Annotated in this window: 14 protein-coding genes; 11 read left to right on the top strand and 3 right to left on the bottom strand. The window is 62.3% G+C overall.

The genetic code is table 11. The annotated features are described in order from the left end of the window. The first annotated feature begins 502 nt into the window (after positions 1–502). Positions 503–1654, top strand: a complete 1152-nt coding sequence (locus tag RBH19_RS01370) for a polysaccharide deacetylase family protein (RefSeq protein WP_306727005.1) — start codon at positions 503–505, stop codon at positions 1652–1654. 15 nt (positions 1655–1669) lie between these two features. On the opposite strand, the gene RBH19_RS01365 is transcribed toward RBH19_RS01370, so the two are convergent. From RBH19_RS01365 to relA, 3 genes are read right to left on the bottom strand one after another with little or no spacing between them, the layout of a single operon-like run. Next, positions 1670–2599, bottom strand: a complete 930-nt coding sequence (locus RBH19_RS01365; protein ID WP_306727004.1) for a glucosaminidase domain-containing protein — start codon at positions 2597–2599, stop codon at positions 1670–1672. 32 nt (positions 2600–2631) lie between these two features. Further along, positions 2632–2841: a DUF2905 domain-containing protein gene (locus RBH19_RS01360; RefSeq protein WP_306727003.1), complete on the bottom strand. Its 210-nt coding sequence runs from the start codon at positions 2839–2841 to the stop codon at positions 2632–2634. Beyond that, the gene (gene relA, locus RBH19_RS01355; RefSeq protein ID WP_306727002.1) at positions 2838–4979 is read right to left on the bottom strand and encodes a GTP diphosphokinase; all 2142 of its coding nucleotides are present in this window, start codon (positions 4977–4979) and stop codon (positions 2838–2840) included. The genes RBH19_RS01360 and relA overlap by 4 nt, the downstream gene beginning before the upstream one ends. 93 nt (positions 4980–5072) lie before the next feature. Here relA and RBH19_RS01350 point away from each other — a divergent pair, with 93 nt between their 5' ends. From RBH19_RS01350 to tolB, 10 genes are all read left to right on the top strand, one after another. Beyond that, positions 5073–5639, top strand: coding sequence for a YfaZ family outer membrane protein (locus RBH19_RS01350; RefSeq protein WP_306727001.1), 567 nt, complete (start codon positions 5073–5075; stop codon positions 5637–5639). An 18-nt stretch (positions 5640–5657) separates the two neighbouring features. Continuing rightward, positions 5658–6407: a YebC/PmpR family DNA-binding transcriptional regulator gene (locus tag RBH19_RS01345; RefSeq protein ID WP_306727000.1), complete on the top strand. Its 750-nt coding sequence runs from the start codon at positions 5658–5660 to the stop codon at positions 6405–6407. Then, the gene (ruvC, locus tag RBH19_RS01340) at positions 6408–6953 is read left to right on the top strand and encodes a crossover junction endodeoxyribonuclease RuvC (protein ID WP_306726999.1); all 546 of its coding nucleotides are present in this window, start codon (positions 6408–6410) and stop codon (positions 6951–6953) included. After that, on the top strand, positions 6950–7552 hold the full coding sequence (ruvA, locus tag RBH19_RS01335; RefSeq protein WP_306726998.1) for a Holliday junction branch migration protein RuvA: 603 nt from the start codon (positions 6950–6952) through the stop codon (positions 7550–7552). The genes ruvC and ruvA overlap by 4 nt, the downstream gene beginning before the upstream one ends. Positions 7553–7568: 16 nt before the next feature. After that, positions 7569–8609, top strand: a complete 1041-nt coding sequence (ruvB, locus tag RBH19_RS01330) for a Holliday junction branch migration DNA helicase RuvB (protein ID WP_306726997.1) — start codon at positions 7569–7571, stop codon at positions 8607–8609. A gap of 141 nt (positions 8610–8750) precedes the next feature. Then, the gene (ybgC, locus tag RBH19_RS01325) at positions 8751–9158 is read left to right on the top strand and encodes a tol-pal system-associated acyl-CoA thioesterase (RefSeq protein ID WP_306726996.1); all 408 of its coding nucleotides are present in this window, start codon (positions 8751–8753) and stop codon (positions 9156–9158) included. Further along, complete coding sequence (tolQ, locus tag RBH19_RS01320) at positions 9155–9835, top strand: protein TolQ (protein ID WP_306726995.1); 681 nt, start codon at positions 9155–9157, stop codon at positions 9833–9835. Before ybgC ends, tolQ begins: the two co-directional genes overlap by 4 nt. 11 nt (positions 9836–9846) lie before the next feature. Next, positions 9847–10305, top strand: coding sequence for a protein TolR (gene tolR / locus RBH19_RS01315; protein ID WP_306726994.1), 459 nt, complete (start codon positions 9847–9849; stop codon positions 10303–10305). Then, entirely contained in the window at positions 10305–11201 is an 897-nt protein-coding gene (gene tolA / locus RBH19_RS01310; protein ID WP_306726993.1) for a cell envelope integrity protein TolA, read from the top strand. Before tolR ends, tolA begins: the two co-directional genes overlap by 1 nt. Next, complete coding sequence (tolB, locus tag RBH19_RS01305) at positions 11201–12526, top strand: Tol-Pal system beta propeller repeat protein TolB (RefSeq protein ID WP_306726992.1); 1326 nt, start codon at positions 11201–11203, stop codon at positions 12524–12526. Before tolA ends, tolB begins: the two co-directional genes overlap by 1 nt. The last annotated feature ends 5 nt before the right edge of the window (positions 12527–12531 follow it).

Here is a 12531-nt window from a genome sequence, read left to right as displayed (position 1 = left end):
GAATACGTCCCGGTAGGCTTTGGAATCTCTGAGGCCTGTTTGCGCGCCCGCAGCCAACGCGATTTTGTGTCTCGCGAGGCGCGACGAACGCGGTGTAGCCTCTGTGCTACATAAGTGAGGAGCGACGATGTCGAGAGGCAAAATCGCGTTGGCCCGAAGGGTTGATGCTGAGAGCCGCTGCTTCGGCGTTGCAGCGCTGGCCCGTAGCACAGAGGCTACTGTGCGGCGCGCTGCGCCTTGAATCAGCGGCTCTCAGCATCAACTGCGGGTGCGCAAGCAGACCTCAGAGATTCCCGGAAACATCCCTGTTTCCCACGGTTCTGGTCAGGGCCACCAAGACCCTCTTTAATGTTGTGGGGCAGCCGATCGCTTTGTGGTTTCGCCCGGGCCAAGGTTACCGGGGCTCCGACGTTAAGAGGTCTGCTTGTCCGCCACGTTGTATTGGGTGGCGCATTGTTTTTGACTAGACTAGAGGCCAATGTCGCCCTTGAGAGGAGCTGTGATGTTCGTCAATGCCCGTGTTGTCATTATCAGTCTGTTCGTTTCGTTGCTGCTGTTCATGCCGGGGTGTGAGGCCGGTAACGGCAATGGTGAGCAAGTGCAGCAGGCGTCGAATGCCTCGGGCAATGAGCGCTCGGAACGCAGGGCGCCGGCGGCGGCCGGGGAGGACGGGGCCGTGGTGTTGATGTATCACCGTTTTGGCGAGGATCGCTTTCCGTCCACCAGCGTGCGAATGGAACAGTTTCGTTTTCATCTGGAGTATCTGGACGACAATGATTTCAATGTCTGGCCGGTGGAACGGGTTGTCGAGTACCTCCTGGAAGGGAAGACCTTTCCTTCACGCACCGTAGCCATCACCATTGATGATGCCTACCGCTCCATTTATGAAGAAGCCTATCCTTTGCTCAAGGAGCGGGACTGGCCTTACCTGGTGTTTGTTAATACGGATGGCGCCGACAGTGGTGGCAGCTACATGAGCTGGGATCAGATGCGTGAGATGGCTGAGAACAGTCGCGTCAGCTTTGCCAATCACTCCGCCACGCATGACTATCTGGTGACTCGCCGGGAGGGTGAGAACGAGCATGACTGGCGCCGGCGGGTTCGTGCGGATATCGAGAAAGCCGAGCGCCGCCTGCAGGAAGAGGTGGGTGATCATGTTCCGGATTCCCCTCGCCTGCATGCCTATCCTTATGGCGAATACGACAGCGCCCTGCAATCCCTGGTGGAAGAAATGGGCTATGTGGCCTTTGGTCAGCACTCGGGCCCAGTTGGGCACCATTCGGATCGGCTTGCCCTGCCGCGTTTTGCCATGGCAGAAAATTATGCCGACCCGGATGATTTCCGCCTTCGCGTGAATACCCGTCCGTTTCCGATTGTTCGTGTTTCTCCGAAGGATCCCACGGCCATTGATCAGGAGAATCCGCCGGAACTGAAGCTGGAGTTTGCCGAGACGGAAATCGCCCTGGACCGTATCAACTGTTTTGCCTCGGGCCGGGGCGTGGAGCTGGCGTGGGTGTCGGAATCACCGCGGATTCTCTCGGTGCGTGCCGATGGGCCGCTGGCGGAGGGCCGAAGCCGCTACAATTGCACGGCTCCGGCCCAGGGGGGCGGTTTTCACTGGTTCAGCTTCCAGTGGGTGAAGGGGCGTCTCTGAAGTGCCTGGTGGTGCTTACTGGTCACTGGAAAGACGCAGCTCTTCGGGCAGATCCTGCAGTTCGTTCTGACGGATCATGGCACGAACTTCGCGGATGTAGTCCTGGCCCCGCTCTGAATAGCGTTCCAGACCGGCGGCCAGGGTGAGACCGTCCGGGGTGCGCCCTTCCTGTCGAATTTCCGCGCGCATCTGCCGGAACAGGGTGTAGGCGTGACCGATATTGAGGTTGTGCACATAGGAGCGTACCGAGCTGTGCAGGTCCGGGAAGACGCGGACGAAATGAGTCGCCCCTTCCCTGCGCTGTCGGGGTAACAGGCCGACGTTTTCATCCCACGTCCATTCGCCGAACAGGTTGTTCGCTTCCCGGGTGAAGCGAGAAGTCCCCCAGCCACTTTCATTGGCGGCCTGTGCCAGCGCAAGAGAGGGTGGAATGACATCCAGCCGTCGCAACAGCCGCTCCCGATTGGCTCCGTCTCGAAAATCACCCTCCATGCGGTAGCGTTCCCAGACGTGATCCAGCAGTGCTTCCTCGCGGCTGTCGAGTTCCGCAGCCGGGTCATCGCTCAGGCGCTGGTGGATGGACAGGATGACGTCACGTTTGGCCAGGATGCGCTCATTCTCGAGCAGAACCAGTGGCAGTAACGTCCTGAAGAAGAGGGACTTTCTCTCATCCACCCGCAGGTCTTCCAGTCCGTCCGGAAACCGCTGTACAGACACGGGTGGGATCGTCTGTTCGGGCGGCCAGTGAAAATCCCGGGCCGCGAACAGGGTCTGGAGTTCCTCTGGAGAATGGGCCACGATCGGATCCGGAGTGGCACGGACATCGACCAGCGTGGGTGGCTCTGCGATGCGCGGGAGCAGCCAGATCACGAACAAGGCAAGTGCAATGGGGGTCAGTGGGAGCACCGTTCGCAGGAACCGATCCCGCGTACTGTGTTCGCTCATGTTCATTCCTTGTGTTGTCATGGTAAAGGGTTTCAGCGTCGGAACAGCCAGATCAGCACGCTGATCACGATGCTGATCAGAATCATGGTGGTCAAGGGGAAATACAGGTGAAGGTTCTCGCGCTCGATGACAATGTCGCCCGGCAGGCGGCCCAGTCCGAACCGATCGATCAGGGGCCAGAGAAACCCGATGGCGATCAATATGGCCCCGACGGCAATGAGAAGCTTCTGAATGTCACTCAACTGTTCACCTCACGTCTGGCATCAATGACATTACTGAGCTGATTGAGTTTCTGTAGCACCTGACTGAGCTGATCCACGTGCTTGAGTTCCACCGTGAGCCGTACATTGGCCTGATTCTCACGAGGATTGGTCTGGGTTCGCACATCAGTGATGTTCACGCCTTCATTGCCAAGCAGCGTGGTAATGTCTCGAAGCAGGCCATGGCGATCCCAGGCGGTGACAGTGATTCCGGCCGCGTAGCCCTTGTCGGATCCGCTGTCCCAGCTGACATCGATCAGGCGTTCATTCTGGTCTTCGGCCAGGTTGAGCAGATTGCGGCAATCACGGCGATGGATGCTCACGCCTCGCCCCCGGGTGATGAATCCGATAATGGGATCACCGGGAACCGGGTGGCAGCATCGAGACATGGTGGTGGCGAGTTCACCGACACCCAGGACACGGACGCCCCCCTGGGCCGCCCGGCTGGCCCGGGTGCGAACCTGATCGACGGTCAGATCGGCGGGTTCCAGCTGGCGACTGAGCCGGCGGCTGACCTGATCACCGGTGAGATCGCCCCGGCCGATGGCCATGAGCAGCTCATCCAGTGACTGGTACTTGAAGTCCTGGACCAGCCGTTCCCGATCTGCCCTGTCCATTCCCAGGCGGCGGATCTCACGCTCGAGGACCTGCGCTCCCTGTTCGCGACTGTCCTCCTGGTTCTGCTGACGGAACCAGAGGCGAATCTTGCTGCGGGCCCGGTTGCTGACGGTGTAGCCCAGACGGGGCGCGAGCCAGTCGCGACTTGGGCGTTCGTTCTTGCCTGTGAGTATCTCGACCCTGTCGCCATTGCTCAGTTGATGATCCAGTGGAACGATGCGCCCGTTGACCTTGGCTCCGCGGCAGCGGTGTCCGACCTGGGTGTGGACATGGTAGGCAAAATCCACCGGGGTGGCGTGGGCCGGCAGGTCGATGATGTCGCCGTGTGGGGTGAGGGCGTAGATGCGGTCCTCGAAGGCCTCCGAGCGGAAACGATCCAGCAGATCCTCGGAACGCTCGCCGCCCTCGGCGGGTTCCAGCAGCTGTCGCAACCAGGCGATGCGCTGCTCCAGCGCGGGGTCGCTGCGGCCGCCGCCTTCCTTGTAGCGCCAGTGTGCGGCCACACCGAGTTCCGAGTGCCGATGCATGTCCCAGGTCCGGATCTGGATTTCCAGAGGCCGGTCTTCCGGGCCGAAGACGGCCGTATGCAGGGAACGGTAGTCATTTTCCTTGGGGTTGGCGATGTAGTCATCGAACTCGTGGGCGATGTGACGCCACAGGCCGTGCACGACCCCGAGGGCGGCATAGCATTCGGGTACGGTGTTCACGAGAATGCGTACCGCACGGACATCGAAGAGATCCTCGAAGGAGATTCCCTTGCGCCGCATTTTCTTCCAGATGCTGTAGATATGCTTGGGTCGCCCCTGTACTTCCGCCTCGATGCCGGCCTTGCTCATTTCCTCGCGAATACGGTCGACCACGCTTGCGATGTAGCGCTCGCGTTCCGCGCGGGTTTCACGCAGTTGTCGCGCGATCTGGTGATAGCTGTCCGGATCCAGAAAGCGAAGGCTGAGGTCTTCCAGCTCCCACTTCAGCTGCCAGATACCGAGGCGGTTGGCCAGCGGTGCGTAGAGTTCGCGGGTGGCCAGGGCGGCACGCCGGCGCTCGGCGTCCGGCGCCTTGCGTAGATGGCGCATGACATGGAGTTGGTCGGCCAGGCGAAGCACCACCACCCGGATGTCCCGGGCCATGGCCAGCAGCATCTGGCGCAGGGCCTCGGCCTGGCTTTCGGACAGGCCTTCCTCCTGTTCCCCGTGGCCGAGATCGGAAAAGCCCGGCATGCGTGTCATGTCGTCCACCAGCGTGACAACGGTCTCGGAGAAGGCCTCGCCCACGGTGGCGAGCGAGAGCTTGCCCGATTCGACCGCGGGAAAGAGAATTCCGGCGACTTCCAGCTCCGGATCCAGATCCAGTTCGCCGAGAATGTCCGCGATGCCGCGTGAACGATCGGAGTCGGCATCACTGGCCGCCAACAGCTTCCACGCCTGCTCCAGAACGGGGGAATCGGCCGGCCGGGTGCTGCCGGCTGCCGGGGTGGGTAAAGGGTCTGGTCTACGGCTCATGATTCGGTTCCGAGACTCCACGATGCTCTCAGGGCCCAAAACCGTTATCATACGCCCCTGATGATGAAACCGCCGAATAAGGAGAGTGCGGGAATGCCCAAGTTACTGATTGCCATCGTGTTTGCATCTTTCGGTCTGAGTCTGACCGTGCCCGAGGCTCGGGCCCTGACCGTGGGATTGAATCTGAGTGATGATGCGGCCGAGTTCAAGTTCGCCCGTACGGGCCGAGGCGGCATGCTGCAGACGGAATTCAACTGGCTGCACGAACAGGATAATGGTGACGTGGTGAGTGTGGGGCTGCACATGGTGGATGACGCCAATCCGGGCGGCCCCAATCTGGACGTGGGTATCGGCGGCCGCCTCATGTTCGTCGACCCCACCGGGCCGCTGGACGGCGTGGCCCTCGGGGTGGGTGGTTATTTCCGCTACACCATCCCCACCATGAATCGCCTCGGTATTGGTGGTGAGCTTTACCATGCCCCCTCCATCGTCTCCGGTGGTGACCTGGAGCGCTATACCCAGTGGGCCATCCGTGGCGAGTACCAGGTACTTCGCCAGGCCAACATCTATATCGGTTATCGTCGGGTGCGTCCTGATTTCGGCGGTGGTGCCGTTACCCTGGAGTCCGGCCTTCACGCCGGTCTGCGTCTGAATTTCTGATCGACTTCCGGAGTTTTCATGGCAGGTCACAGCAAATGGTCCAACATCAAGCACCGCAAGGGCGCACAGGATGCCAAGCGGGCCAAGATCTTCACCCGTCTCATCCGGGAAATCACCGTTGCCGCACGAGAGGGCGGTGATCCGGCGGCCAACCCCCGCCTGCGCCTGGCCATTGACAAGGCACTGTCCGCCAACATGCCCAAAGACAAGATCGAGAAGGCCATTGCCAAGGGTACGGGTGAGGATGGCGGCGACGAGTTGATCGAGATCCGCTACGAGGGCTATGCGCCCGGTGGTGTGGCCGTGATGGTGGACTGCATGACCGATAACCGTAATCGCACCGTCTCGGAAGTGCGTCATGCCTTTTCCAAGCATGGCGGGAATCTGGGGGAAGACGGTTCCGTGGCCTATCTCTTTTCCAAGCAGGGTGTGCTGAGCTATCCCGCCGGGACCGGCGAGGACAAGGTCATGGAAGCGGCCCTGGAAGCCGGTGCCGAGGACATCGTCAACAATGAAGATGGCAGCATCGAGCTGGTGACGACGCCGGAAGATTATGAAGCGGTCAGGGAAACCATGGTTTCCCAAGGCCTGGAGCCGGCCGAATCGGAAGTGACCATGCGGCCGTCCACTTCCATCCCCTTGTCCCTGGAAGAAGGCGAGAAGGTTCTCAAGCTGCTGGATCGTCTTGAGGATCTGGACGATGTTCAGACCGTGTATTCAAATGCCGATTTTCCGGAAGAACTGTTCCGGGAAGACGAGGCCAGCTGAGTGGCCGCTGGCGGCGAACCCTGTCGCATCCTGGGTATCGACCCGGGTTCGGTGAATACCGGTTACGCTGTCATCGAAGCCCTCGGCAGTCGCCTCCGGCATCTGGAAAGTGGCCGCATTGCCGCGGGTAACGGCGCTTTCACGGATCGTCTGCGGCTGATCTTCGACGGTATCAGCGATGTGGTGGATCGTCTGGCACCGGCCGAAGTGGCCGTTGAACGGGTATTCGTGGCCCAGAATGCGGATTCGGCCATCAAGCTGGGCCAGGCACGGGGTGCCGCCATCTGTGGCGCTCTGCGGTCGGCACTGCCGGTGTCGGAGTATTCACCCACGGAGATCAAGCAGGCTGTGGTGGGTAGCGGCCGGGCAGCCAAGGAACAGGTTCAGCACATGGTGGGTCTGTTGCTCAGCCTGCGCGAGACTCTGCAGGCGGATCAGGCGGATGCCCTCGCCGTGGCCATCTGCCATGCCCATACCCGTGCCTCACCCATCGCCATGGCCCAGCGAACCGTGGTAACCCGAAGTCGTCGAGGGAGACGTGCATGATCGGATTTCTGCGTGGGCGTCTTGCCGTGAAGCAGCCGCCGCAATTGCTGATCGACGTGGGGGGTGTCGGTTATGAAGTCGAAGCCCCCATGTCCACGTTCTACAATCTGCCCGAGACGGGCAGTGAAGTGGAGTTGCTCACGCACCTGGTGGTTCGTGACGATGCCCATATTCTTTTCGGTTTTCTTACCCATTCCGAGCGCAAGCTGTTCAGGAATCTCATCAAGGTCAGTGGTGTGGGGGCGAAGATGGCCCTTGGCGTCCTGTCGGGGATATCCGCATCCGAGTTTGCCGTTTGCGTCCGGGAAGGGGACACCACGCGCCTGACCAGGCTGCCCGGCATCGGCAAGAAAACGGCGGAGCGGTTGGTGGTGGAAATGCGGGATCGCCTGGAAGGGGCGGTTGACGCATCCGCGGAACACCCCGGCAGCCAGCAGGCAAGCACGCCGGCACAGCCGGCTGATGAGGCATTCGATGCACTGGTGGCGCTGGGCTACAAGCCCAGGGAAGCCTCGCGCATGGTGGCCGCCGTGGATCATCGTGAGCTCAACAGTGAAGAGATCATTCGTCAGGCCTTGAGAGGGGCCGCACGCCAGTAGCACCGGAGGCCCGTTCATGAGTGAACAGGATCGATTGATCAGTCCGGAGAACCGGGGTGAGGACGACCGTTTCGATCGCGCCATCCGGCCACGGACACTGAGCGACTATCGCGGGCAGCCGGCGGTTCGCGAACAGATGGAAATCTTCATCGAGGCCGCGCGCAAACGTGGTGATGCCCTCGACCATACCCTGATCTTCGGACCACCGGGCCTCGGCAAGACCACGCTCGCCAATATCATTGCAGAAGAGATGGGCGCCAACCTGCGCCAGACTTCCGGACCGGTACTGGAACGGCCGGGTGACCTGGCGGCCATTCTCACCAACCTCGAGCCGGGTGACGTGCTCTTCGTGGACGAGATTCACCGCCTCAGCCCGGTGGTGGAAGAGGTGCTGTATCCGGCCATGGAGGATTTTCAGCTGGATATCGTCATCGGGGAGGGCCCGGCGGCTCGCTCCATCAAACTGGATTTGCCACCGTTCACGCTGGTGGGCGCCACGACCCGGGCCGGCCTGTTGACCTCGCCCCTGCGTGCGCGCTTCGGCATTGTCCAGCGCCTGGAGTTCTACAATGAGCAGGATCTGAGCTTTATCGTCCGGCGCTCGGCCGACATTCTCAATCTGCCAGTGGATGACGCTGGTGCGAATCAGATTGCGCGGCGTTCAAGGGGCACTCCGAGGATTGCCAATCGGCTGCTGCGCCGCGTGCGTGACTATGCCGAGGTGAGGGCGGATGGACGCGTTACCGAGACGGTGGCGAAGAAAGCCATGGACATGCTCAAGGTCGATCCCAACGGCTTTGACCTCATGGATCGCAAGCTGATGCTCTCCATCATCGAGAAGTTCGATGGAGGCCCGGTGGGAGTGGACAGCCTGGCAGCCGCCATCGGTGAGGAGCGGGGAACCATCGAGGACGTCATTGAGCCATTCCTGATCCAGCAGGGCTTCATGAAACGCACGGCCCGGGGCCGCATGGCCACCTCTTCCGCCTGGCTGCATTTCGGGTTGCAGCCGCCCGGCCACCGCCCTGGCGAAGATCTTTTCGCCGACGAGGATTGATTCGCCAAGTGCCTGTCTGCTTTATGGAAAATGGCCTCGCTTTTTTCGCGGATTTTGTTCCAATGGGGAATCCGCACGGCGGTTTGCTGTCTCATTCCAGCGTCGCCTGAGGGAAACCGCCAAGCCAATGGGGGAAAGCCATTGACTGATACATTCGAGTGGCCCGTTCGGGTCTATTACGAGGACACCGATGTGGGCGGTGTCGTCTTCTACGCCAACTACCTGAAGTTCATGGAACGCGCTCGAACCGAATGGTTGCGCAGCCGGGGATTCGAGCAGGATGTTCTGATCCGCGAACAGGGTGTGCTGTTTGCCGTGGCGTCCGCGGAGATCCGTTATCGGGCGCCGGCGCGCTTCAATGATCTGCTGCATGTTACCGCCAGGGTGACGGACAAGGGCCGATCCCGCATGAGCTTCGAACAGACCGTCTATCGCCCGGCCGATGACCGGCATCTCACCGATGGACTGATTCGCGTCGCCTGCCTCGATGCCGAAACCTTCCGTCCCCGTCCCATTCCCGAGGAAATGCAAAGGATTCTGTTTCAATGAACAACGGTGAGATGTCTGTCATCGCCCTGATTGCCGAGGCCAGTCTGCTGGTGCAACTGGTCATGCTGATTCTGTTGCTGGCCTCGGTGGCTTCCTGGGCGGTCATGATCCGCAAGCACCGCATGCTGGGCGATGCCGAGGAGGCCGCCAGTCGTTTCGAACAGGCCTTTTGGGCCGGTGGGGACCTGAGCGAGCTGTATCGGGATCTCACTGAGCAGCCGGAAGGCATGGAAGGCATGGAGGCGATCTTCGAGGCCGGTTTCGCCGAGTTTGCCGAGGGGCGCCGTCGTCCCGGCCAGTCCGCCACGGACGCGGTGGAAAGTGCCCGCCGCAGCATGCGCATCGTGCACATGCGCGAGATTGATCGCCTGGAGGGCAATCTGGCCTTTCTGGCCACGGTAGGCTCCACCAGCCCCTACATCGGCCTGTTCGGCACGGTCTGGGGCATCATGAACAGTTTCCGGGCGCTGGGAGCCGTGCAGCAGGCCACTCTGTCCATGGTGGCACCGGGAATCGCCGAAGCCCTCATCGCCACGGCCATGGGCCTTGCCGCGGCCATTCCCGCGGTGATTGGCTACAACCGGTTCGCCGACAAGGTGGAACGGCTGGAAACCCGCTTTGATACCTTCGTCGAGGAGTTCTGCAGCATCCTCGAGCGCAATGCCCATGCCGAGTGACGGATAACGATATGGCCACAGGCAAGCGCAAGAAACGCCGGATGATGGGTGAGATCAATGTGGTGCCCTACATTGATGTCATGCTGGTGCTGCTGATCATCTTCATGGTGACCGCACCGCTGCTGATCCAGGGGGTGGACGTGGATCTGCCATCGCTGGATGCCGACCCCATCGACCCGGATCAACTCCAGGAGAGCCGGCCCATCACGGTGACCGTGGATCGGGATGGACGTTTTCATCTGAGCATCGGGCAGGAAGATGACCGGGAGGTCAGTGCGGACGAGCTCATGGAACGGGTCGCTGATGCCCTGGGCGAGCGTCCGGACAGCCCCGTCTTCGTGCGGGGTGACCGCAATGTGGATTACGGCAGCGTCATGGAGGCCATGACCATGCTGCGCAGCGCCGGTGCCCCCGGTGTTGGCCTGATTACCGAGCCGCCGCAACGTCGAAGTGACGGGGGAGGTGGCTGATGGACGTGGAGGCGAAGCGGGTCTGGCGCGGCCCCGTCGCCTGGTCGCTGGTGCTGCACCTGTTGGTGGCGGTACCCCTGCTGATTTCCCTGGAGCGGGATCGGCCCCTGGAGGTCGCGGTGGACGACGAGCCCGGAGAGGTTATTCAGGCCCGGGCCGTGGATGCGGCCGAGCTTGATGCGGCCCGGGAGACCCTCGCCGAGCGGGAGCGTCAGCGGGAAGCGGCAGCCCGCCAGGCGCGGCAGGAGGCCGAGCGTCGGGCCCGTGAGCAGGAGCAGGCCCGACAGGCCGCCGAGGCCCAGCGCCAGCGGGAAGCCGAAGAGGCCGAGCGCCGCCGCCAGGCGGAACAGGCGCGTCAGCGCGCCGAAGAAGAACGTCGCCGCCAGGAGGCCGAGGAACAGCGCCGCCGCGAAGCCGAAGAGGCCCGTCGCCGGGCGGAGGAGGAAGAACGCCGTCGGGCCGAGGAAGAGGCCGAACGGCGGCGTCAGGAAGAAGCCGAGCGCCAGCGCCGGGCCGAGGAGGAACGCCGGCAGCGTGAGGCCGAGGAGGCCATGCAGCGCGCCGCCGAAGAAGAGGCGAGGCAGCGGGCCGAAGCCGAACGCCAGCGCCGGCTCGCCTCCCTGGAGGCCCGTTATGCCCAGGAAATTCGCGCCCATGTGGAGCGCCACTGGATTCGTCCGTCCGATGTGCCCGATGATCTTTCCTGTGTGGTGGTTGCCCGGCAGATTCCCGGTGGCGAGGTGGTTGACGTGCGGGTTCGTGACTGCAATGCCCCGGCCTCGGTGGTGCGCTCCATCGAAACAGCCGTCTACCGGGCCTCGCCACTGCCACCGCCGCCGGAAGAAGAGATATTCCGTCAGACCATTCAGTTTACCTTCAGGGGAGATGCACGCTGATGTCGCCTGTCATTCGATTACTCTGGCTCATTCTGCTCATCGGGCTTGCGCTGCCGGCACGAGCGGATGTTCTGCGCGTGGACATCACCAGCGGGGTGGATGCCGCCGAACCGGTCGCGGTGGCGCCCTTCATCTGGCAGGGGCCGGGGGAGGCTCCGGAAGACGTGGCGGCCATCATCGCCGCCAACCTGGAGCGGAGTGGACGCTATCGCCCCCTGGAAAGGGGGGCACTGCCGGAGCAACCCCACATGGATCGCACCCCGGATTTTGCCGCCTGGCGTGAGGCCGGCGCGGATAATCTGGTGGTCGGCGAAATGCGTGAGCGCGGGGATCGACTGGAACTGCGTTTTCGTGTCTTTGACGTACACCGGGGAGAACAGCTGCTCGGTTACAGCGTGCCGACGCGCCCGGACCGGATTCGGCGTGCGGCCCATCAGATTAGTGACATGATTTATGAACGCCTCAGTGGCGAGCCGGGTGCCTTCAACACACGTCTGGCCTATGTGCAGGCCGAACGCCGCAATGGACGCGAACGATTCCACCTGATAGTGGCCGATTCTGACGGCCATGACCCGCGTCGTATCCTCAGTTCCCCGCAACCGATCATGTCGCCGAACTGGTCGCCGGATGCCGAACAGCTGGCCTATGTCTCCTTCGAGAACCGGCGTTCGGAGATTTTCATTCAGAACGTGCGTACGGGAGAGCGCCGTTCTGTCTCCGCCCGCGACGGCATCAACGGGGCGCCGTCCTTCTCCCCGGATGGTCGATACCTGGCCATGACCCTAACCACGGGCGAGGGCGGGCCGGATATTCACATCCTGGAGCTCGACAGCGGCGAGCTGCGGCGGGTGACGCGCAGCCGGGCCATCGATACCGAACCGACCTGGTTTCCGGACGGTGATCGGATTGCGTTTACCTCGGATCGTGGCGGGGCACCGCAGATCTATTCCGCCCGGATAGACGGTAGCGATGTTCGCCGAATGACTTTCGACGGCAATTACAATGCCCGCCCCAGCATCTCCGCCGACGGACGCTCCATGGCGATGATTCATCGTGGACAGCAGGGTGGCTTCCGCATCGCCGTGCAGGACCTGGAGCGACGCAGCCTGCGGGTACTGGGCGAGGGCAACAACGACGAATCACCCAGTTTTGCCCCCAACGGGGCCATGATCATCTATGCGGCGCGCCGTGGTTTCCGGGGCGTGCTGGCCGCCGTTTCCACCGACGGGCGAGTCCGGCAGGCCCTGGAGACGGAGACCGATACGGTGCGCGACCCGGCCTGGTCACCGCGTCTTGATGCCGTGGATCGTTCAGCGATGAACTGATCGGC

The sequence above is a fragment of the Natronospira bacteriovora genome (assembly GCF_030848495.1).
In the GTDB taxonomy this organism is placed as follows: Bacteria; Pseudomonadota; Gammaproteobacteria; order Natronospirales; family Natronospiraceae; genus Natronospira; species Natronospira bacteriovora.
Note: the sequence above shows the minus strand (reverse complement) of the source record. Positions and strands in the feature narration are given on the sequence as shown.